Source organism: Stenotrophomonas sp. 112478_Sma, assembly GCF_056479905.1.
Genome location: NZ_CM151072.1, coordinates 1892657 through 1915010, shown reverse-complemented (window position 1 = coordinate 1915010; position 22354 = coordinate 1892657). Strand labels below are relative to the sequence as shown.

Here is a 22354-nt window from a genome sequence, read left to right as displayed (position 1 = left end):
CGGCCTGAAGGAGAACAACCATGAGCACCCATAACGAGTACGACTACATCATCATCGGCGCCGGTTCGGCCGGCAACGTGCTGGCCACCCGCCTGACCGAAGATGCCGATGTGAGCGTACTGCTGCTGGAAGCGGGTGGCCCGGACTACCGGCTCGACTTCCGCACCCAGATGCCGGCGGCGCTGGCGTTTCCGCTGCAGGGCAAGCGCTACAACTGGGCCTACAAGACCGATCCAGAGCCCTTCATGAACAACCGCCGCATGGACTGCGGCCGTGGCAAGGGCCTGGGCGGTTCGTCGCTGATCAACGGCATGTGCTACATCCGCGGCAACGCGATGGACTACGACAACTGGGCGAGCATGCCCGGCCTGGACGACTGGACCTATCTGGACTGCCTGCCCTACTTCCGCAAGGCCGAGACCCGCGACATCGGCCCCAACGATTACCACGGGGGCGATGGCCCGCTGCGGGTGACCACCCCCAAGGCCGGCAACAACGAACTGTTCGCAGCCATGGTTGAAGCCGGCGTGCAGGCAGGCTATCCGCGCACCGATGACCTCAACGGCTACCAGCAGGAAGGCTTCGGCCCGATGGACCGGACGGTCACGCCGAAGGGCCGCCGCTCCAGCACCGCCCGCGGCTATCTGGATCTGGCCAGGCCGCGCCCGAACCTGACCATCGTCACCCACGCGCTGACCGACCGCATCCTGTTCTCCGGCAAGCGCGCGGTGGGCGTGCAGTGGCTGCGCAACGACCAGCCGCAGCGTGCCACTGCCCGCCGCGAGGTGCTGTTGTGCGGCGGCGCCATCGCCTCGCCACAGATCCTGCAGCGCTCCGGCGTGGGCCCGGCCGATCTGCTGCGCAGCCTCGACATCGACCTGGTGCATCACCTGCCGGGCGTCGGCGCCAATCTGCAGGATCACCTGGAGATGTATCTCCAGTACGAATGCAAGAAGCCGGTCTCGCTGGCGCCGGCGCTGAAGCTGTACAACCAGCCGGCAATCGGCGCTGAATGGCTGTTCCTGGGCACTGGTATCGGCGCCAGCAACCAGTTCGAGGCCGGCGGCTTCATCCGCAGCGATGCCGAGTTCGACTGGCCCAACCTGCAGTATCACTTCCTGCCGGTGGCCATCAACTACAACGGGTCCAATCCGATCAAGGCACACAGCTTCCAGATGCATGTCGGCTCGATGCGCTCGCCCAGCCGTGGCCGCATCCATGTCCGCTCCAAGGATCCGCGCGAGCATCCAAGCATCCTGTTCAACTACATGTCGCACGACCAGGACTGGCGCGAGTTCCGCGCGGCGATCCGCATCACCCGCGAGATCTTCGCGCAGCCGGCACTGGCTCCATACAGCGGCCGCGAGATTTCGCCGGGCAGTGCACTGCAGACCGATGCACAGATCGACGCGTTCGTCCGTGAGCATGCTGAGACGGCATACCACCCGTCCTGCTCCAACAAGATGGGCCACGCCGATGATCCGATGGCGGTGGTGGACGGCCAGGGCCGTGTGCATGGTCTGGAGGCCCTGCGCATCGTCGACGCCTCGATCATGCCGCAGGTGGTGACCGGCAATCTCAACGCGCCGACCATCATGATCGCCGAAAAGCTCGCCGACGTGATCCGCGGCCGTGCGCCGCTGCCCCGCAGCACCGCGCCCTACTACAAGGCCAATGGTGCGCCGGTGCGCAGGCAGGGCTGAGCACCGCACGCACCCTGAAACACCCGCCGGGCATGGCCCAGCGCTGCCAGTTCGGTGGCGCGGGGCCATGCCCGGCGGCATTTGACGCGATCGCACAGGCCGTCGCGCGATGCCCTCTTCGCGTTTCCCCTACGGCGGGGTATGCTGCAATGACCGGCCGCTGTCAGTACGCTCAGGGTCGGACCCAACAATCACGATTCCTGGAGGGGGAATATGAGTCTGGATCGTCCCTGGCTGCAGAGCTATCCGAAAGGCGTTCCCGCCGAGATCGACGTCAACGAATTCCATTCGGTAGCCTCCGTCTTCGACGCCTCCGTCGCCAAGTACCGCGACCGCCCCGCCTACTCCAGTTTCGGCAAGGTCCTCACCTATGGCGAGACCGATGCGCTGGTTGACCAGTTCGCGGCCTACCTGCTGGGTGAGCTCAAGCTCAAGAAGGGCGACCGCGTCGCCCTGATGATGCCCAACTGCCTGCAGTACCCGGTCGCCACCTTCGGCGTGCTGCGTGCGGGCCTGACCGTGGTCAACGTCAACCCGCTGTATACCGCACGCGAACTCAAGCACCAGCTGGTCGACGCCGGCGCCTCGGTGCTGGTGGTGGTCGACAACTTCGGCGACACCGTCCAGCAGGTCATCGCCGACACGCCGGTCAGGCAGGTGGTCACCACCGGCCTGGGCGATCTGCTCGGCGCGAAGGGCGCGATCGTCAACTTCGTGCTGAAGTACGTCAAGAAGATGGTGCCCAACTATCACGTGAAGGGCGCCATCCGCTTCAAGCAGGCACTCAAGCTCGGCAGCCGCCACACCCTGCCCGAGGTCGAGATCGACCACGACGACGTGGCGTTCCTGCAGTACACCGGCGGCACCACCGGCGTGGCCAAGGGCGCGATGCTGACCAACCGCAACCTGATCGCCAACATGCAGCAGGCCTCGGCATGGCTGTCGACCTCCGGCATCGAGCCGGGCAAGGAAGTGATCATCACCGCGCTGCCGCTGTACCACATCTTCGCGTTGACCGCGAACGGTCTGGTCTTCATGAAGTTCGGCGGCTGCAATCATCTGATCACCAATCCGCGCGACATGAAGGGCTTCGTCAAGGAGCTCAAGGGCACGCGCTTCACCGCCATCACCGGCGTCAACACGCTGTTCAACGGTCTGCTCAATACGCCCGGTTTCGATGAGATCGATTTCTCGTCGGTGAAGTTCACCCTGGGCGGCGGCATGGCGGTGCAGCGCGCTGTGGCCGAGCGCTGGAAGAAGGTTACCGGGGTGACGTTGGTCGAGGCCTACGGCCTGACCGAAACCTCGCCGGCCGCCTGCATCAACCCGCTTACCCTGCCGGAGTACAACGGCTCCATCGGCCTGCCGATCCCGTCCACCGATGCGTGCATCAAGGACGACAACGGCAACATCCTGCCGCTGGGTGCAGTGGGCGAGCTGTGCATCAAGGGCCCGCAGGTGATGAAGGGCTACTGGCAGCGCCCCGAAGAGACCGCCCAGGCGATCGACAGCGACGGCTGGCTGCATACCGGCGACATGGCGAAGATGGATGAACGGGGTTTCTTCTACATCGTCGACCGCAAGAAGGACATGATCCTGGTGTCCGGCTTCAATGTGTATCCGAACGAGGTCGAAGACGTCATCGCGATGATGCCGGGCGTGCTGGAAGTGGCCGCGGTCGGCGTGCCGGACGAGAAGTCCGGCGAAGTGGTCAAGGTGGTGATCGTGAAGAAGGATCCGAACCTGACCGCCGAAATGGTCAAGGAGCATGCCCGGGCAAATCTGACCGGTTACAAGCACCCGCGCATCGTGGAGTTCCGCAAGGAACTGCCGAAGACCAATGTCGGCAAGATCCTCCGTCGCGAGCTGCGCGATACGCCCGCACAGTAAGGGTTTCCACGGTTCGACGCAGCTCAGGGCCCCGCCGGCGACGGCGGGGCCCTTTTCGTTGGCGGCCAGCACGGGCGGCGGCCGCTTGCAGGCGGTTCACGAGCGGTGCATAGAATCACTCGCCACCGCACGTTCCGCCCACTCCCTCACATTCCATCTCTCCGTCCGCTCTGCGGTTGGCCGGACGGTCACTCGGAGAACACCCATGTCTGCAGTACGCCCCATCATCACCCGTCCGTCGCAGCACCCGACCCTGCGCATCACCGAGGAAACCGAACGGGATGTCTACTGGATCCACATGCATGCCAACCTGGTCAACCAGCCGGGCCGCCCGTGCTTTGCCTCACGCCTGGTAGACGACATCGTCGACTATCAGCGTGAACTGGGAGACCGTCTCAGTGCCGCCCACGTTCTCTCGCCTCACGTGGTCCTGGCCTCCGATAGTGACGTATTCAACCTGGGCGGTGACCTCGAACTGTTCTGCCGGCTGATCCGCGAGGGCGACCGTGCCCGCCTGCTCGACTATGCGCAGCGCTGCGTGCGCGGCGTGCATGCGTTCCACGCCGGGCTGGGCGCACGCGCCCACAGCATCGCGCTGGTCCAGGGCAATGCACTGGGCGGCGGCTTCGAGGCCGCGCTGAGCTGCCATACCATCGTCGCCGAAGAAGGCGTGCTGATGGGACTGCCGGAGGTGCTGTTCGACCTGTTCCCGGGCATGGGCGCCTACTCCTTCCTGTGCCAGCGGGTCAGCCCGCGGCTGGCCGAGAAGATCATGCTGGAGGGCAACCTCTTCACCGCCCGGCAGTTGAAGGACATGGGCCTGGTGGATGTCGTCGTGCCGGTGGGCGAAGGCGTTGCGGCGGTCGAACAGGTGATCCGGGACAGCCGGCGCATTCCGCACGCCTGGGCGGCCATGCGCGAAGTGAACGAGATCGCCACCATGGTGCCGCTGCACGAAATGATGCGCATCACCGAGATCTGGGTCGACACCGCCATGCAGTTGGGCGAGAAGTCGCTGCGGACCATGGACCGGCTGGTCCGCGCCCAGGCCCGCCGCAATGGCGAGGCGGGCTGACAGACCTCGCGGTCAGGAGGGCGTGCGTTCCCCGTCGTCGCGTTGCTGGATGCCTGCGACGCGGGACGCCAGCGCTTTCCTGCCGATGCGCAGTGCACCTACCAGGCTGGACAGGCGCATTGTCCACTCGGCCTTCAATTGCCAGTCGGCCATGCGCATCATCTCGCCACTGGCGGCAGCAACCTGGACCAGGCCCAGGTTGCTCGCCACGCCACGCAGGGCGTGGGCGTGTTCGCGGAAGTCCTCCCAGTCCAGCCGCTCGCCACAGGCCTGCATCTGCGCCATGCTCGCGTCCACATCGACCAGGCACTGGTCGATGAACTTGCGTTCGAAGCCATCGCCCATGCCCAGTGACGCCAGCTCGTCCAGCACGGCGGTGTCGAGTACGCCGTCACCGACCTCCATGGCCGGTACCGACTGGATGCCCGGCTCGGTGCGCGTGTTGGCGGCCACATCGGCCAACACCTCCAGCAGACGCGTCGCGACGACCGGCTTGGCCAGGAATGCACGTGCACCTGCCTGCTCACAGCGCAGGATGGATTCCGGGGTGACATCGGCGCTGAGCACCATCACCGGCACATACGGCAGGCCACTGGCCTGCATCACCCGCAGCTGCTTGAGCAGGTCCAGGCCGCTCATGCCGGGCATGTGCAGATCAACGATGGCTGCGTCGTAATTGGCCTGCTCGAGAGCGTCGAGCACCTCGACCCCACCATTGACGCATGTGACCTTGTGGCCGGCCTTCTCGAGCAACCGCTGCAGCACCATGCGGTTGGCGGCATGGTCATCGGCAACCAGCACCCGCAGGCTGCGTACACGGGCCCGATGGCGCAGGAATGGATTGGAGAACGCAATGACGTTTCCGCCCTCCGGCAGCTCGCCCTGCACGTCCGGCGTCGGCGCCACGTCCAGCGCGATTTCCACCCAGAACACGCTGCCGCGCGGCGTGTTCGGCAGGTAACCGACCTGCCCGCCCATCGATTCGACCAGCCCCTTGGCGATCGCCGTACCCAGTCCGGTGCCTTCATGGCGGCGGGCCAGGCCGACGTCGGCCTGCTCGAAGGCGTTGAACAGGCGGCTGCGCAGGGCCACGGGTACGCCGATGCCGCTGTCGAGGATCTCGAAACGCAGCCGGGCACGCTCGCTGCCACGCTCGTCATGGCTGCTGACACGCAGATGGACGAAGCCACTGTCGGTGAACTTCACCGCGTTGCCCATCAGATTCAGCAGAATCTGCTGCAGATGGCCGGCGTCGCCGAACAACCGTGGCGGAACGTTGTCGTCCACGTCGACGCGATACTCCAATGACTTGGAACGCGTCTGCGGGGTGAGGATCAGGTTGATCGCCTGCAGCACGTCGGCCAGCGCGAACTCATGCCATTCCACCCGGACCTTGCCGGCCTCGATCGCCGAGATGTCCAGCACCTCCTCCACCAGCGCCAGCAGGCTGCGGGTGGACGCCTGGATGGTACTGAGGCACTCGCGCTGCTCCTCATCCAGCCGCGTGGTGGCCAGCACTTCGGTCATGCCGGCCAGGCCGTTGAGCGGCGTACGGAATTCGTGGCTCATGTTCGCCAGGAAACGGCTCTTGGCTTCGTTGGCCTGGCGCGCTTCGGCCACCGCACGGGTCAAGGCATGCAGCAGCGAATCGAAGTACAGCGGAATCGCGCCCAGGCCCAGCAGCAGGCCCCAGCCGAGGTAGTCGTGGCTGCGCCAGTAAGGCGACAGCATCACGGTGCACAGGAAAGCCAGGCACCCCATTGCGGTTGCCACCCGCAGGTAGGTGCTGCCGTAGCGCATGCCGTTGCCGATCGTGACCCACAGCATCACCGCGTACAGCGGAGCTGCCGGCTCACCCTGGATGGTCATGATCCAGGCCATGCAGGTGTAGTCGGTCAGCATGCCGATCACGCGGCGGACGTGTGACACCCCGGGATCGACCAGGATCGCCACCAGCAGGCCCGCCGAGATGGCCAGCTCGAAGGCGAGGATCAGCCACGTCGTGGTCAGCGTCTCGCCACCCGCGCTCAGGTAGCGCCAGCCGAGATAGCTGATGAACAGCGCGGTGATCACGATGCGGATCAGGTTCTGCGCGTGCTCGCTGTCCTCGCGTCCGGACAGCCGTTGCTTCACCCGGGCCAGCAGCGACCGGGCCGGGGAGGATTCAACGGCAGGAGTGTCCATGGGGGGATGTCGCATCCGTCGTCGCAACAGGGAGGAGCAGCACAGCGGAACCGCCACCAGGCCCAGCCACAGGGGCACGGCCAGGCTGGGGTTGTCACGCCAATACGGTGTCAACAGCACGGTGGTACCGAAGCTGACCAGGGCCATGGCGATCGCCACGCCCAGGTAGCGGTTGCCGAAGCGCAGGCCATTGCCCACCGTGACCCACATCACCACCGCATAGACCCAGGCCAGAGGCTCGCCCATCTGCACCATGCCGACCGTCATCAACCCATAGTCGGCGACCATGCCGACCACCCTGCGCGCATCGGAGCGCCCCGGCTTCCACAGCAACCAGGCGAACAGCAGCAGGGATATCGACAGCCCGGTCAGCACGGTCACGAGCACGCCCTGGTACTGCTCCAGGCGATGCATCCGGGCCCCGGACAGCAGTACGTAAACCAGGATCAGCGAGATCAGCGCGATCCGCACTATCACCTGCCCGTGCTCGGAGTCGGGCCGCTGCGACAGCCGGCGCTTCAGCCGTGCGAACAGGTCCTGCATCTCATCCACCCGGTCGCGTGGAGGCCGTCGAGTGCTGCGCGCAGATGTCCAGCAGTTGCTGGCGGCCCCGCAGCAGCGCATCCACGCAGCGGGGGTCGAACAGGCGGCCACGCTGGGCATACAGATAGGCCAGCGTTGCTTCCATCGTCCAGGCTTCCTTGTATGGACGCGGGGAAATCAGGGCGTCGAAGACATCGGCGACGGCAACGATGCGCGCTTCCAGTGGAATCGCTTCGCCTACCAGCCCATCGGGGTAACCACTGCCGTCGTAGCGTTCATGGTGGCGCAGCGCGATCAGCGCACCGACCTGGATGAAGCGGTTCTGGCTGCCGCTGAGCAGTTCATGGCCGATGCGCGGGTGACGGCGCATGATCGCCAGCTCCTCTTCATTGAGCTTGCCCTGCTTGAGCAGCACCGCATCCGGTATGGCGATCTTGCCCATGTCGTGCAGGGGCGCCGCCATCTCGATCAGCCGCACCTCGTCTTCCGGCAGGCCCAGCTGCTCGGCGATAAGCCCGGCCACGCGGGCCATCCGCTCCAGGTAGGCACTGGTGCCGGCGTCACGAAACTCGATCGCACGAGCCAATCGCGACAAGGTCTCGCGCTCCCGCTCCTCGACCTCGTGCATGCTGGCGAGCAGGCGCTGTTCCAGTGACAGCGCGCGCTGTTTCACGTTCTCGGTCTGCTGGCGCAGCTGCAGCAGGTTGTAGCAGCGCGCCCGCAGTTCGCGCGGGCGGATCGGCTTGACCAGGAAGTCGATTACGCCTGCCTCCAGCGCGGCCTGCCGGATCGGCTCGTCGCCCACCACGGTGATCAGGATCACGGGGATGTCGCGATGCTTGGGCAGGCGCCGGAAGCGGCGGGCGAATTCCAGCCCATCCATTTCCGGCATGCGGTAGTCGAGCAGCAGCAGGTCGACCGGATGCGATTCGCACCAGGCCAGCGCGGTCAGGGGATCGCCGAAGTCATGCACGCTCAGTTCCGGCGCGATGTCCTCGATGACGTGCCGCAGCATCGTCCGCGCGGAGGTCTGGTCATCGACGATGACGATGTTCAACGTGTACTCCGCCTGGTTTCTCGACCACGCTTGGTCATCAGCAGGCGTGGAAACGCTGCCGCTGCGCACGCTGGCACCCTGCATCGGACTGACTCCCGTGTCATGCGTCCCGGTTCATGATCGTGGTCACATTGTGAAGCGGGCTCTCCACATTGCGCTCTTCCCCGTCACCGATCAAGCCATAGCCGGCGTCAAGGTAGTGCAATTACGATACGCCGAGTGCCAGAGACGTCAATTGCGCCGTCCCGTTTCGGGACGGCGCGCACAAACGGGAGTCACAAAACCCCGGCTCAGTGCTCCGGACGCATGTACGGGAACAGCAGCACGTCGCGGATGGAGCTGCTGCCGGTCAGCAGCATCACCAGGCGGTCGACGCCGATGCCGAGGCCGCCGGTCGGCGCCATGCCGTACTCCAGCGCGCGGATGTAGTCGGCGTCGTAGTGCATGGCCTCGTCATCGCCCCCCTCCTTGGCGGCCACCTGGGCCTGGAAACGCTGGGCCTGATCCTCCGGGTCGTTCAGCTCGGAGAAGCCGTTGGCCAGCTCCTTGCCGTTCACGAACAGCTCGAAGCGATCGGTGTAGCCGGGGTCGTTGTCGTTGGCACGCGCCAGCGGCGAGACCTCCACCGGATGGTCGGTGATGAAGGTGGGCTGGATCAGGGTGTGCTCGACGGTGGCTTCGAAGATCTCCAGCAGCAGCTTGCCCCAGCCGTAGGACGGCTTGACCTTGATCTTCAGGCGCTCGCAGTGCCGCAGCAGCGCTTCGCGGTCGGTGCAGTCGGCAGCGGAGATCTCCGGATTGTGGTGCCGCACGGCCTCGTCCATCCGCCAGCGGCGGAACGCCGGGCCGAGATCGATCTTCGCGCCGTCCCACTCCACTTCGGTAGTGCCGTTCACCGTCCTGGCCACGTCCCGGATCACGCCTTCGGTCAGGTCCATGATCTCGTTGTACGTGGCGTAGGCCTCGTACAGCTCCATCATGGTGAACTCCGGGTTGTGCCGGGTGCTGACACCTTCATTGCGGAAATTGCGGTTGATTTCGTACACCCGCTCCAGGCCACCGACGGTCAGGCGCTTCAGGTACAACTCCGGCGCCACGCGCAGGTACAGGTCCAGGTCCAGCGCGTTGTGATGGGTGGTGAACGGCTTGGCCGCCGCACCGCCGGGGATGTAATGCATCATCGGCGTCTCGACTTCGAGGAAGTCGCGGTTGTCCAGCCACGCGCGCATGGCACGGATGATCTTCGAGCGCTTGATGAACACCGCGCGCGACTCCGGGGTCACGATCAGATCGACGTAACGCTGGCGGTAGCGCTGCTCGACGTCGGCCAGGCCATGCCACTTGTCCGGAAGCGGACGCAGCGACTTGGTCAGCAGTCGGATCGTTGCGGCCTTGACCGACAATTCGCCGGTACGGGTACGGGTCAGGCCGCCCTCGACGGCGATGATGTCACCCACGTCCCAGCCCTTGAAAGCAGCGTAGTCATCGCCCAGGGCCGCGCCCTGCAGGAACAGCTGGATGCGGCCGGACTCGTCCTGGATCTGGGCGAAGCTGGCCTTGCCCATGATGCGCTTGGCCATCAGGCGTCCGGCCATGCGCACCTGGCGGCCATTGGCTTCCAGGGCCTCGGCGGTCCAGGTTTCGGCGTCGCTGTACTCGTCCTGCAGCTGGCCGGCGAAGTCCTCGCGACGGAAGTCGTTCGGGTACGCGATCCCCTGCCCGCGCAGCGCTTTGAGTTTCTCGCGGCGCTCGGCGATCAACTTGTTTTCGTCGACGGAAGGGGTTTCGGTAGCTTCGCTCATGGATCTGCGGGAATCGTGTAGTTGGGGGAGTCTTGCGCCCGGCACGGCCGGCTGCACAGCATAGCAAAACCACCCTCCCCCGGCCTGGAGAGGGGTCAGATCCCTTTGCCCAGCAAAGGGATCTGACCCCGTTTGGCGGTAGCGCCGGGCCATGCCCGGCGGTCAGTCGGCAGGAATCCCCGGGCGTGGCCCGGCGCTACCTCAGGCATTCCCGGGGAACGCCTGCCGCAATTCATCCACCAGCACCCGCTCGTTCTCCGAATAGTCGATCGGCACCGACACCAGGTGCACCCCGCCTTCGTTGAACGCCGCCTCCAGCGTCGGGATGAACTGCTCGATGGCCGTCACTTCGTGGCCCTTGCAACCATAGGCCTCGGCGTACCTGACGAAGTCAGGATTGCCGAAGGTCATCCCATAGTCGGTGAAGCCATCCACCGCCTGCTTCCAGCGGATCATGCCGTAGGCACCATCGTTGAGGATCAGCACCACCAGGTTCAGCCCCAGCCGTCGCGCGGTTTCCAGCTCCTGGCTGTTCATCATGAAGCCGCCGTCGCCACACACCGCCAGCACCCGGCGCTGCGGGTACAGGATCGAGGCCATGATCGCCGAAGGCAGGCCCGCGCCCATCGTGGCAAGCGCATTGTCCAGAAGCAGCGTATTGGCTACCTGGGTGCGGTAATTGCGCGCGAACCATATCTTGTACATGCCATTGTCCAGCGCCACGATGCCGTCGGGCGGCATCACCCGGCGCACGTCGTGGACCAGCCGCTGCGGGGTGAAGCGGGCCTCTTCGGCACGGTCGGCGAGATGGTCGAGGATGGTGGCCCGCAGCGGCAGCAGCGCATCGGCGTGGGCCACCTGGCCTTCGATGCGATCGGCCAGCTGGGTCAGCGAGCGGCCGATATCGCCGATCACCTCCACCTGCGGGAAGTAGACCTGCTCGACCGCCGCCTGCGAATAGCCGATGTGGATGACGGTCGGTCCGCCGGGCCGCATCACGAAAGGCGGCTTCTCGGTCACTTCATGGCCGATGGTGACGATCACGTCGGCCTGGTCGATGGCCATATGCACATAGTCGCGTTCGGTCAGTGCGGCGGTCCCCATGTACAGGCCTGATCCGCCCGCCACCGCACCCTTGCCCATCTGCGTGGTGAAGAAGGGAATGCCGGCACGCAGTACGAAGGCTGACAGCGCGTCGCTGGACTGCGGCCGTGACGCCGCGGAGGCGATCATCAGCAGCGGACGCTTCGCATTGCGGATGGTCTGCGCGGCGCGATCGAGCGCCTCGGGACTGGCGATCGGTCGATCCACCGCATGCGTCGGGATCAAGGCCACATCCTCGACTTCAGTGGCCGCGATGTCCTCCGGCAGTTCCAGCAGGACCGGGCCCGGACGTTCTTCCTGCGCGACACGGAATGCCTCGCGGACGATGGTCGGGATGGTGCGCGCCGATACGATCTGCCGCGCCTGCTTGGTCAGCGGCTTCATCGTGCTGACGATGTCGACGATCTGGAAGCGCGCCTGCTTGCTGGCGACGATGCCCTTCTGCCCGGTGATCATGATCACCGGCCATGCGCCCAGCAGCGCGTAGGCCGCACCGGTGGTGAAGTTGAGGGCACCCGGGCCGAGCGTGGCCAGGCACACGCCCGGCTTGCCGGTCAGGCGTCCGTAGGTGGCCGCCATGAACACCGCCGCCTGCTCATGGCGGGTGATGACCAGCTCGATGCTGGAATGGCGCAGCGACTCGACGACATCGAGGTTCTCTTCGCCGGGAATACCGAAAATACGTTCGACGCCCTCGTTCTCGAGCGCCGCGACAAGCAGATCTGAACCCTTGGACATGGGAATGCCGTCCCTCTTCACTGGACTGGTGGTGGATCGTTACAGGAAGGATGCAAGCCGTGCGTCAACGACGGTCGAACCACACGGTCTGCGCGTTCACGAACTCGCGGATGCCGAAATGCGACAGCTCGCGGCCGAAGCCACTCTTCTTCACGCCACCGATCGGCACGCGCGGGTCGGACGCAGAGAAGCCGTTGACGAACACGCCCCCGGTCTGCAGCCTGCGTGCCAGCCGCATCGCGCGCTCGCGATCGCCGCTCCACAGGTTGCCGCTGAGGCCGAATTCGCTCTGGTTGGCCAGCTCCACCGCATGATCGGCATCGCGTGCGCGGCTGATCGAAGCCACTGGGCCGAAGGTCTCGGTATCGAACGCCTGCATGCCCGGCTCGACACCGGCCAACACCGTGGGGGCATAGAAGCTGCCCGGACGATCCAGCTGATGACCGCCGACCAGCAGCTGCGCACCGGCCTCTACCGATGCACGCACCTGCGCATCGAGCTGCTCGAGCAGGTCCTGCCGGGCCATGGGACCGATGCGGTTGCCGGGTTCACGGCCATCACCGACGGTCAGCGCCTGCACCTTCGCGCAGAACTGCGCCACGAAACGGTCGTACACGCTGTCCTCGACGATGATGCGCTTGCCGGCGATGCAGACCTGTCCGGTGTTCTGGAAGCGCGAGGCGAGTGCCGCATCCACCGCCGCGTCGAGGTCGGCATCGTCCAGCACGATGAAGGGGTCCGAGCCCCCCAGTTCCAGCACGACCTTCTTCAATGCCTGCCCGGCCTGCGCGGCAATGCTGCGGCCTGCGCCGACGCTGCCGGTCAGGGTGACGGCTGCGATGCGGTCATCGGCGATGGCACGGCTGGTGCCCTCACGGCTGATGTTGGCGGCGATGAAGGTGCCTTCCGGCAGGCCCGCGTCGCGCCAGGCGGCGTCGAGCAGATGGGCGGTACCGACGATGTTCTCGGCCGGCTTGAGCAGGAAACCATTGCCTCCCATCAGGATCGGCACCGCTGCGCGCATCACCTGCCAGTACGGGAAATTCCACGGCATGATGCCCAGCACCACGCCCAGTGGCAGGTAGGACACGTAGGCCTTGTCATCGGGAACCAGCGTCGGCTCGTCGCGCAGGTACTGTGCGCCGTTATCCGCATACCACTCGCAGAGCACCGCGCACTTCTCGATTTCGGCCAACGATTCGGCATGGACCTTGCCCATCTCGGCGGTGGCCAGCGCCGCAAGCGATTCGCGGTCGCGGCGCAGGACCGCGGCCATCGCACGCAGGGCATCGGCGCGCTGCTCCAGCGACTGCGCACTCCAGGCGGCAAAGCCGGCCTGGCCTCGATCGAGGATCACCTCCAGCTCGGCGTCGGTAACGAAGGGATGGCGGGCGATTTCCTGGCCGGTGGCCGGATCGAGGGAAATCGCAATGGCGGGGGCAGCGGACATGCAGGGCTCCTGTTGTCTCGGCAACGGGCCGATTGCCCGTCTCCTGTCGGAATGTGGACCCGAAGCTGCCGCGCAACAAGGCGTCTGCTTATCCTGTGACCTGCACTTACCTGCCTGAATGGGGTTGCTGGCAGGGCTGCGCCCTGCCCCCTAAGCCACAGCCCAGCAACAGCAGAAGCTGGATTCCTGCGGGATGGCGGGGTGGGGCCGATGGCGGGAGACGCCGTGAACCCCGCCATGGGGGCTTGGCAGCCGCATCCATGCCGCGGACACAGTTTCCCGCGATCTGTTGGAAGTACTCTCGGGGTCAGATCCGTTTTCCGCAGGAAAACGGATCTGACCCCGGAATTTCATTCGATATCTGACAGATGTGTCGACCAAGGTCGACACCCACCCACAGCCGCGGGAAATTGTCAGAGGCGGGGCGGCGTCGGAGTGCGGGGTGTCAGCCGCATGGATACGGCGTCCCCGCACTTCGACGCCACCCCGCCATCCCACGGAATGCACGCCGTTGCCGTTGCCGTGGCTTGAAGCCTCTGCGGGTGCAGGGCGCAGCCCTGCCGACCCACCTACTTTCGCGGCAGGTAGGTGACCAACGACAGGTCGTGCCGGCTCTCCGGCACCAGCGCCACGTACTGCAGGTCCAGCAACCCGCGCGTGGGGTGGTTCAGCTTCTTCGCCCCCTCGTCGAAGCGGCGCACATCATGCTCCGGCCACCACTGCCGGAACGTATCGCTGTGGGCAGCGATGTCCTCGGCCAGCGCCAGGAAAGGCGCCTTGTCCTGCGCCTGCGCCATCGCCGCGCGGAAGCCGGCCAGCAGGCCCCGGGCCATCTCCTCCCAGTTGAGGATCAACGTGCGATAGGGCGGATACAGGAACATCAGCCGCAGCGTGTTGCGCTCATGCGGCGCCAGCTGGCTGTAGTCGACGAACAGTTCGGCAATGGCCGGATTCCAGGCCAGGATGTCGAAACGGGTGTTGCGTACGTAGGCCGGGATCGGCTGCATCGCGTCCACCAGCTGGCGCAGGCCATCAGTCACGCTTTCATCTGGCGACTCCAGCGGAACGCCATAGCCGGACAGCGCGAACGCATATGCGCGCTCGTCATCGCTCATCCGCAACACCCGGGCCAGGCGCTCGAGCACTTCCGGCGACGCACGCACTTCACGTCCCTGCTCGATCCAGGTGTACCAGCTGACACTGACCCCCACCGCCAGCGCCACTTCCTCGCGCTTCAGGCCGGGGGTACGCCTGCGCCCGGCCGGCAGGCCCAGCGTGGCCGGGTCGACACGGGCGCGGCAGGCCTTGAGGAAACCGCCGAGCTCCCTGCGTTCACTCTCGCTGCGCATCATCGCCCTCCGTTGCGGAAGGCGATGATATCGGCGCAGGCGTGCGCATCAGGCATCGACGCGCTTGGACCCCACCGCCAGGCCGGCCTTCAGGCTGGCCTCGACGAACTCATCGAGGTCACCATCGAGCACCTTCTGCGTATCGGAACGCTCGATGCCCGTGCGCAGGTCCTTGATGCGGCTCTGATCGAGCACGTAATTGCGGATCTGGCTGCCCCAGCCGATGTCGGACTTGGTCGCTTCCACGGCATCCTTCTCCGCGTTGCGCTTCTGGATCTCGAGCTCGTAGAGCTTTGCGGCCAGCATCTTCATCGCGTTGTCGCGGTTCTGGTGCTGGCTGCGGCCGGTCTGGCACGCCACCACGATGTTGGTCGGAATGTGGGTGATACGCACCGCCGACTCGGTCTTGTTGACGTGCTGACCACCGGCGCCGGACGAACGGTAGACGTCGGTGCGCAGATCGGCCGGGTTGATGGTGATGTCGATGTTGTCGTCGATCTCCGGCGAAACGAACACCGAGGTGAAGCTGGTGTGGCGACGGTTGTCCGAGTCGAACGGCGACTTGCGCACCAGGCGGTGCACGCCGGTCTCGGTCTTCAGCCAGCCATAGGCATAGTCACCTTCCACGCGCAGGGTGGCCGACTTGATGCCCGCCACATCACCGCCGGAAACTTCCATCAGCTCGGTCTTCCAGCCACGCGATTCGCACCAGCGCAGGTACATGCGCAACAGGATCTCGGCCCAGTCCTGGGCTTCGGTACCACCGGCACCGGCCTGGATGTCGACGAACGCAGCGGCATTGTCCATCTCGCCGGAGAACATGCGCTGGAACTCCAGCTTCTCGACGTGCGACTGGTGCTTGTCCAGATCGGCAACCACGGCCAGCGCGGTGTCCTCGTCCTGCTCGGACTCGGCCAGCTCCAGCAGCTCGGTCGCATCCTTCAGGCCATCGAGCACCGAGGCGATGCCGCCCACGGTCTTTTCCAGGCTGGATCGCTCGCGCCCCAGGTTCTGGGCGTACTCGGCGTTGTTCCAGACGTCGGGGTTTTCAAGCTCCCGCGTTACTTCTTCAAGACGCTCTTTCTTGGCGTCGTAGTCAAAGATACCCCCGAAGCGACAGCACGCGATCGGTCAGATCGGTGATGCGCTGGCGGACAGGATTCAGTTCGATCATGTCGGCGGTCGTGCGTTCAAAAAATGACTGCCAATGATAACGCAGGCGCCCGGCAGGCGGCGAGGCACCCCCAGCGGCCCGGCCGGCGGCTGGACACGGGCCGGGCTGAAGCCGGTAGACTTCCCGGCCGCCGCGGCAACAGGGGGACGCGCGGCCCATCCCAATCCAAGGAGCACCATTTCAATGAAGATCATGCGTTCCACCCTGTGCCTGGCCGCCTGCCTGCTGGCCGCCAATGCCTCGGCCATCGACCTGAAGGGCCTGACCAGCACCGGCCTGAAGGCCGGCAAGGCGCTGACCCTGTCCGACGCAGAGGTCTCGGCGGCCGCCGACCAGGCCTGCGCCTACATGGACAAGGAGAACCAGCTGGCACCCGCCAACGATCCCTATGCCCAGCGCCTGGCCAAGATCACCCAGGGGCTCGCCAACGAGGACGGCCTGAACCTGAACTTCAAGGTCTACCGGACCGCCGATGTCAACGCCTGGGCGATGGCCAACGGCTGCGTCCGCGTCTACACCGGCCTGATGGACATGGCCAGTGATGACGAGGTGCGTGGCGTGATCGGCCACGAAATCGGCCACGTGAAGCTGGGCCACAGCAAGACCAAGATGCGCACTGCGCTGCTCGCATCGGCCGGCCGCGAAGGCCTGGCAGCGTCGGGCAACGGCAACCTGACCCAGCTCAGCCAGGGCCAGCTCGGCGACCTCGCCGAGGGTTTCGTCAACGCCCAGTTCTCGCAGAAGGAAGAGAGCGCGGCGGACGAGTACGGCTACCAGTTCATGAAGCGCCACAACTATGATCCGGCAGCCCTGGCCAGCATGTTCCGCAAGCTGTCCAGCGAAGGCGGCCTGATGTCGTCGCACCCCGGCTCGGAAGCCCGCGCCGCGCGCATCGACGCGATGATCAAGAAGGACAGGAAGTAGGCACGAAGGGGGCGGGCGCTCCGCAGGTCCGCCCGCCCCTATCCTCCCGCCAGCGCCTGCCGCAGCAGCGGCAGCTGGCGCCTGCTGCAGGGAATCTTGGCCCCATCGGCCATGTGCAGCAGGGCCTCGCCGCCATCCAACGGCTCGATGGAGCGCAGCTGGCCGCGGTTGATCAGCCAGCTGCGATGCGGCCGCAGGAACACCAGCGGATCCAGCCGCAGTTCCAGCACCGCCATGGTGATCCGCAGCGGATAGTCATGGCCGCGGACCCTCAGATTCACGTAGTTGCCAGCGGCCTGGGCGTACTCGACGTCCTCGGTGGCGACGAGGAATTCCTTGCCCAGCTTGCGCACCAGGAAGTGCTGCGGGCGCTCGACCGGCTCGACCGGCGGACCGACATCCGGCGCGGCCAGCAGGGATGCCTCACCCTGGCGGCGGCGGCCGAACCAGCCGGCAAGGTGCTCCAGCGCCACGAACAACGCGAACGTGCGGACATCCTTCAGGTACTCGTAGGCAAAGCGCTGCAACCAGCCGTCATCGTCCTGGTAGTGATGGCCCAGTGCGGCGTACGCGAGGTGGCGGATCACCATCATCCCCACCACGTGCAGCAGCGACCACCCCACGCTGGCCAGCAGGTACAGCGGCAGCAGGCGCCTCCAGGTGTCGGCATGCAACGGCCAGCGCTGGCACCCCCACCACAGCAGCGGCAGGGTCAGCAGCACCGCTCCGGCGCTGCTGAACTCCCAGACCAGGGGCTCCCACAGGGCCAGGGCGGTGCCGTGGCGCCCGGAATCCATCACTTCCACCAGCGCGTTCGTCACTGCGGTCGCCGACAGGATCGCGGCCCACACCAGCAGGCGACTTGACGTTCGCCAGCGCGGCAGTCTGCCCTGAGCCATTGCTGCATCCATCTCGTCGCGGTCCCTCAGCGTGCATCAAGGGAGCGAGCGTAGCCTCCCCGTTGATCCCGGCACGCCCGCCATTGGTCACTACCGCGGCACCGGTGGCCCCCTGCCGCTTACGCCGCCACCTTTGCGGACGCAGTCTGGCGTCACCTTCCTGCCGGTTGCGGCCATGACCCGACGCCATGACATCGACACGCTCCGCGTGCTCGCCTTCGCCCTGCTCATCCTTTACCACGCGGCCATGGCCTACGTGGATGGCTGGGGCTTCCATCTCAAGAGCGCCTACACGGCCGAGTGGCTGCAGTGGCCGATGATCGCTCTGAACCGCTGGCGCATGCCACTGCTGTTCGTGATCTCGGGTATCGCTCTGGGCCTCTCGCTGCCGCGGCACGGGCGGCACCGGTTCGCACTGAAACGCAGCGGACGCCTGCTGCTGCCGCTGTTGTTCGGCATCGTCGCTGTCGTCTCGCTGCAGGCTTACTGCGAAGCGGTGGACAAGGGCGATGTGACGCCAGGACTCGGCGCCTTCCTGTGGCGTTACTGGCAGTTCCGGCCGTGGCCGGGCGCGCATTTCGACGGCGCAGCCTACGGGTTCACCTGGAATCACCTGTGGTATCTGGCGTACCTGGTGCCCTACACCCTGCTGGCCATCGCGCTGGCCGGTCCGATGCAGGCCCTGTGGGCGCGGCTGCCGTCATGGCGGCCCGATGACCGCCTGATCGCGATCATCGGCCTGGTGCTGCCGGTGCTCTGGCTGGCCTGGGCCCTGCTGGTGGTGATGCCTGCGTGGCCGCCCACCCATGCGCTGCTGAACGACCTCTACGTGCATGCCGAATCCCTGCCCCTGTTCCTGGCCGGTTTCTGGGCCGCACGCTGGCAACGCGGCTGGGACCTGCTCGTGCGCGGCCGGCGCCTGACGTTGGCGCTGGCCGTGATCGGGCTGCTGGTCGAACTCGGCATCCGCGCCCTGGGCCGGATGCCGGACCTTGGCCAGCTCGATCCATGGGTGCTGTCGCTGCCATGGGCGCAGACCGAGCGCGTCGGCCGGGCCCTGTACACCTGGTGCGCACTGCTGGCGATGTTCGGCTGGGCCCGCGTGCTGGTCGACCGGCCGTGGCGTGGCCTCGACTACTGCCGAGAGGCGGTCTTCAGCTGGTACATCCTGCACCAGACCGTGCTGATCGTCCTGCTCTACTGGCTGCGGCCCCTTCAGCTCGGCCCCTGGCTGGAACCGGCTCTGCTGGTTGCCGGCACCGTCGCCGGCTGCCTGCTGATCCACGAGCTGCTGATCCGTCGTGTCCGCTGGCTGCGTCCCCTGTTCGGCCTGCGCGTCCATCCGCCATCGCCTTCGGTGGCAGGCGCAGCGACGGCACCGTGACACCATCGCGTGGAGCCGGGTCATGCCCGGCTCCGACTCAAGCCTGCCCGAACTGAGCTCGGCGCTATCTGACCTCGAACTCGCCCACCAGCACTGTTTCGGCACGATCCTTCAACCGCATCGTCACCCTCTGGTCCTTCTGCTTCGGCGTGCCCCAATGGGTGGTCAGGCGCAGCATCAGGGTCGTGGCACCGGTCACCAGCTGCTGGCGACTGCCGAAATAATTGGCCTCCACCTTGTACCTGCCCGGCTTGGCATCACGCAGTGAGAACTGCTCGGGTCCATAGCCTCCGGTGAAGTCCTGTGACATCTGTCCTCCCTGGTAGGTCAGACGATTGCCGTAGTACGCGCGCTCGCCGTTCGGGTCGGTCACCCACAGGTCCATGTCGCTGTTGTCCGCATCCCACGACAGCACTACCCGCAGGTCCAGCGGCATCGGCTGCAGCAGGCGCGGGTCGATGGCCGAGGTATCAAGCCCTGGCGTGCTGCGTGCAACCAGTTGGGTCAGCTCGTCCAGCGCGATCAGTGCAATGCCGTTGAACCGGCTGTCCCAGGGCCGCGTCACCACCTGGTACAGCGGCGCCAGCGCCTGCTGTGGCCGGCCCGCCGCCGCCAGGGCCAGGCCGAGATCACGGAAGCTCTGCGGCTCCTCCTCGCCCATCGCCAACACCTGCTCGAACACCGGCACCGCCAGCATCGGTTCGTCGGCCTGCATCAGGCGGTAGCCGAGCACGCGCAGCAGATGGCGGTTATCTAGGTCCATCTCGGCCAGGTTGGACAGCACGCGCAGGGCCAGGTCCCGCTGCCCCTGCTCCAGCAACAGATCGGCCACGTCGAGAAAGAACGCACTGCTGTCGGCATGCGCGGCGCGCTCGGCCAGGTAGCGGTCGTACAGCTGCGAGGACGGCCCCTGGCGCAGGCGCCGGGCAATGGCCGAATCTGGCTGCCATGCGGCCAGTTGGATGCCGAGCGCACCGCTGTTCGCTGCCGCCTCTGGCGCTGCGGCAGCGCCGCTCCCTGTGCTCGCATCGCGTGCGGCTTCCTGTGCAGGTGCCGAGCGACGGGCGCGTGCACGCGACACCTGGACGTCGCGTTCCGCGGCCGCAAGCATCGGTGCGGGCGCGGGAGGTGCGGCCGCCAGCATCGCTACCGGCGCGGCGGCCGAAGCAGAGACGGCAACCCTGTCCAACGCCTTTCCCTGCAACTGCGGCGGCGTGTCTTTCGGCCAGCTGCGGCGCCACCACTCCCGGCGCTCCTGCCACTGTGCGGCGATGTCGTCCAGGCGACGGCGCTCGGCGGCGCTGCGGTCAGCGACCACGCGTGCAAAGCGGGCATCGTACCCGGCCCGCAGCGCGCCGGCAGGCCGGATCGCGTAGCGCAGGTAATCGTCCAGCGTCTCCAGCACGATCAACGAGGTATCCGGACCGACCAGGCCGAACTGCTGCGACAGGCGCTGCATCGCCTCACGGTTGCCGCGACGGTCGGCGGCCAGCTGCTGCAGGCGCGCCTGCGCCCACAGGCCGGCCAGCAGTTCTCCATTGCCGCTCGTCTGTGTCGCGGGCAGCGCCAGCCATTGGCCGCCGACGCGGACCCGCATCGGCACGCCGTCCGCCGCCAGCCGCGAGTGCAGCCACAGCCAGCCCTGGGCTTCACTGCGACGATCGATCACCACGTCCTGTACACCGCGGCCCGCATCGACCTGCACGTCCAGCGGCGAAGACAGCAGTTCGCGTGCAGCGGCATCGACATCCGTCCCCAGGGCGATGAAGCGACCGCCATGTGATTCGCTCCAACCGCGCAGCCGAACGACATCGGTATGTGCGCCCGCACTGCTGACCGCGAACAGGCGCTGGTCGGCGGCGAGCGTCGGCAACACCTGCGGGCCGTAGGTCAACAGACCGTCGCTGACCAGCAGGTACTCCTTCACGGCTGCCTGCGGCTGCCACTGCGCCAGCGCGCTGGCGCCATCCGGGCGGACGGCCTGCAACGCCTGCCGCAATGCCGACCAGTCACCGCCGCGGATACGGAAGCGACGCACCGGCTCGGCCCGGTCACGCAGGACCGTCAACGCGACCGTGCCGTTTCCCAGCACAGCAAAGTAACGGTCCAGCAGTGCAAACTCCCGCGAACGGTCACGCCGGCCTGATGAGCCGGAGCCATCCCACAGCAGGCCGATATCGGTCGGCAGCGTACGCGGCGCGTTATCGACCGGCACCGGCAGCTGTGCCAGCAGATAGTGACCGTCCTGCCACGGTGCGACCTGTACCCGTGCCTGACGTGATGCCGGGAGCGTCCACTGCAGCTGCGCCGGCAACAGGGCGCCTCGGCCCTGCCAATGCAGTTGCCCCTCAGTGAAGCGGAACGGCCCTGCGCTCGTGGTCGCCGCATCCGGCGCCTGCAAGGTCAGCTCGACCGAGGCCGCGCCGGCGGCGAACTGCAACGGCAAGGTCCATTGCCAGCCGTGGACGGCAAACGCCAGCGGTTCGCGCAGCACCAGCTGCACACGGCGGCTGCCGCCGGCGGGCAACGGGTAGACACGCAGGCGGAACTGATTGCCGGCGGTCTGCTCCAGCAGGCCCGGATCGACGCCGCGACGCGCGATGTCCTCGAACACCTGACGCCCCCGGTCCTTGGGCACGGGCACCGCCTCGCGCAACTGGCCATCGATATCCAGGGCGAAGCCGGTGATCTGCTGGCCGTCAGCCAGCGGGAACTGCAGCTCGCCCTCCATGACCCGGCGGTTGGGGTTATGGAACTCCAACGTGACGCGGGTCTGGGCGATACCCGCCTGGACCTCCCCTTCGATGGAGGCCCGACGCAGCACGATGGGCTGCTCGGCGCCCGCGACCTGCAGCAACGGGACCGCACGAACCGGCCGGACGGCCGGACGGCCGTGGGTCTGGGCGGCCGTGGTGAAGGCACAGAGCAGCAGCGCCAGCAGGCACAGCACACGACGAAGGACGGGCGACATGGTACGTCTCCAGAGCGAGGACGAACTGTTCAACGCATGGCAGGCCGGATCGGGGTTGATCGGGTGATCGTCCGCGATGGCTCTGGAAGATATTGCTGCCGGACGCC

General features: G+C 66.5%; 14 protein-coding genes. 5 read left to right on the top strand and 9 right to left on the bottom strand.

Going from position 1 to position 22354, the window contains the following annotated elements; genetic code table 11:
• Positions 1-20 precede the first annotated feature (20 nt).
• The 3 genes from betA to rpfF all read left to right on the top strand — a co-directional run bounded on the left by betA (position 21) and on the right by rpfF (position 4668).
• Entirely contained in the window at positions 21-1703 is a 1683-nt protein-coding gene (betA, locus tag ACZK08_RS08940) for a choline dehydrogenase (protein WP_053520386.1), read from the top strand.
• A 213-nt stretch (positions 1704-1916) separates the two neighbouring features.
• A complete protein-coding gene (locus ACZK08_RS08935; protein WP_478452693.1) occupies positions 1917-3593 on the top strand; it encodes a long-chain fatty acid--CoA ligase in 1677 nt (558 codons plus the stop codon).
• Between the two features lie 205 nt (positions 3594-3798).
• Entirely contained in the window at positions 3799-4668 is an 870-nt protein-coding gene (gene rpfF / locus ACZK08_RS08930; protein ID WP_053520223.1) for a diffusible signal factor synthase RpfF, read from the top strand.
• A 12-nt stretch (positions 4669-4680) separates the two neighbouring features.
• Here the strand turns inward: rpfF and ACZK08_RS08925 are convergent, their stop codons facing one another.
• The 7 genes from ACZK08_RS08925 to prfB form a co-directional block, all read right to left on the bottom strand.
• A complete protein-coding gene (locus ACZK08_RS08925; RefSeq protein WP_080375356.1) occupies positions 4681-7395 on the bottom strand; it encodes a response regulator in 2715 nt (904 codons plus the stop codon).
• A 1-nt stretch (position 7396) separates the two neighbouring features.
• Positions 7397-8536 (bottom strand): cyclic di-GMP phosphodiesterase response regulator RpfG, encoded by a 1140-nt coding sequence (rpfG, locus tag ACZK08_RS08920; protein ID WP_053520222.1) that lies wholly within the window; start codon positions 8534-8536, stop codon positions 7397-7399.
• 206 nt (positions 8537-8742) lie between these two features.
• Entirely contained in the window at positions 8743-10254 is a 1512-nt protein-coding gene (lysS, locus tag ACZK08_RS08915; protein WP_053520221.1) for a lysine--tRNA ligase, read from the bottom strand.
• Positions 10255-10455: 201 nt separating this feature from the next.
• Complete coding sequence (locus ACZK08_RS08910; RefSeq protein WP_065182667.1) at positions 10456-12096, bottom strand: acetolactate synthase large subunit; 1641 nt, start codon at positions 12094-12096, stop codon at positions 10456-10458.
• 64 nt (positions 12097-12160) lie between these two features.
• Positions 12161-13546 (bottom strand): NAD-dependent succinate-semialdehyde dehydrogenase, encoded by a 1386-nt coding sequence (locus ACZK08_RS08905; protein WP_065182668.1) that lies wholly within the window; start codon positions 13544-13546, stop codon positions 12161-12163.
• A 569-nt stretch (positions 13547-14115) separates the two neighbouring features.
• Positions 14116-14898, bottom strand: a complete 783-nt coding sequence (locus tag ACZK08_RS08900) for a helix-turn-helix transcriptional regulator (RefSeq protein WP_053519318.1) — start codon at positions 14896-14898, stop codon at positions 14116-14118.
• A 45-nt stretch (positions 14899-14943) separates the two neighbouring features.
• Positions 14944-16069 (bottom strand): peptide chain release factor 2 gene (gene prfB, locus ACZK08_RS08895; protein WP_111186457.1). Its coding sequence is split into 2 segments (ribosomal slippage): positions 14944-15993 and positions 15995-16069, totalling 1125 coding nucleotides; the frame shifts between segments, so codons are not numbered across the junction.
• 183 nt (positions 16070-16252) lie between these two features.
• On the opposite strand from prfB, the gene ACZK08_RS08890 reads away from it, so the two are divergent.
• Positions 16253-16993, top strand: coding sequence for a M48 family metallopeptidase (locus ACZK08_RS08890; RefSeq protein WP_053519322.1), 741 nt, complete (start codon positions 16253-16255; stop codon positions 16991-16993).
• A gap of 38 nt (positions 16994-17031) precedes the next feature.
• On the opposite strand, the gene ACZK08_RS08885 is transcribed toward ACZK08_RS08890, so the two are convergent.
• On the bottom strand, positions 17032-17892 hold the full coding sequence (locus tag ACZK08_RS08885) for a LytTR family DNA-binding domain-containing protein (protein WP_065182669.1): 861 nt from the start codon (positions 17890-17892) through the stop codon (positions 17032-17034).
• A 175-nt stretch (positions 17893-18067) separates the two neighbouring features.
• Here ACZK08_RS08885 and ACZK08_RS08880 point away from each other — a divergent pair, with 175 nt between their 5' ends.
• Complete coding sequence (locus ACZK08_RS08880) at positions 18068-19276, top strand: acyltransferase family protein (RefSeq protein WP_065182670.1); 1209 nt, start codon at positions 18068-18070, stop codon at positions 19274-19276.
• 64 nt (positions 19277-19340) lie between these two features.
• Here the strand turns inward: ACZK08_RS08880 and ACZK08_RS08875 are convergent, their stop codons facing one another.
• Positions 19341-22247: a VIT domain-containing protein gene (locus tag ACZK08_RS08875; protein WP_065182671.1), complete on the bottom strand. Its 2907-nt coding sequence runs from the start codon at positions 22245-22247 to the stop codon at positions 19341-19343.
• Positions 22248-22354 lie beyond the last annotated feature (107 nt).

Bases quoted from the DNA above. Each gene is read 5' to 3' on its own strand.
- ACZK08_RS08905 (WP_065182668.1), bottom strand. From the start codon at position 13,546: ATGTCCGCTGCCCCCGCCATTGCGATTTCCCTCGATCCGGCCACCGGC.
- ACZK08_RS08875 (WP_065182671.1), bottom strand. From the start codon at position 22,247: ATGTCGCCCGTCCTTCGTCGTGTGCTGTGCCTGCTGGCGCTGCTGCTC.
- rpfF (WP_053520223.1), top strand. From the start codon at position 3,799: ATGTCTGCAGTACGCCCCATCATCACCCGTCCGTCGCAGCACCCGACC.
- ACZK08_RS08885 (WP_065182669.1), bottom strand. From the start codon at position 17,892: ATGGCTCAGGGCAGACTGCCGCGCTGGCGAACGTCAAGTCGCCTGCTG.
- ACZK08_RS08910 (WP_065182667.1), bottom strand. From the start codon at position 12,096: ATGTCCAAGGGTTCAGATCTGCTTGTCGCGGCGCTCGAGAACGAGGGC.
- lysS (WP_053520221.1), bottom strand. From the start codon at position 10,254: ATGAGCGAAGCTACCGAAACCCCTTCCGTCGACGAAAACAAGTTGATC.
- ACZK08_RS08880 (WP_065182670.1), top strand. From the start codon at position 18,068: ATGACCCGACGCCATGACATCGACACGCTCCGCGTGCTCGCCTTCGCC.
- ACZK08_RS08925 (WP_080375356.1), bottom strand. From the start codon at position 7,395: ATGCAGGACCTGTTCGCACGGCTGAAGCGCCGGCTGTCGCAGCGGCCC.
- ACZK08_RS08900 (WP_053519318.1), bottom strand. From the start codon at position 14,898: ATGATGCGCAGCGAGAGTGAACGCAGGGAGCTCGGCGGTTTCCTCAAG.
- ACZK08_RS08935 (WP_478452693.1), top strand. From the start codon at position 1,917: ATGAGTCTGGATCGTCCCTGGCTGCAGAGCTATCCGAAAGGCGTTCCC.
- betA (WP_053520386.1), top strand. From the start codon at position 21: ATGAGCACCCATAACGAGTACGACTACATCATCATCGGCGCCGGTTCG.
- rpfG (WP_053520222.1), bottom strand. From the start codon at position 8,536: ATGCAGGGTGCCAGCGTGCGCAGCGGCAGCGTTTCCACGCCTGCTGAT.
- ACZK08_RS08890 (WP_053519322.1), top strand. From the start codon at position 16,253: ATGAAGATCATGCGTTCCACCCTGTGCCTGGCCGCCTGCCTGCTGGCC.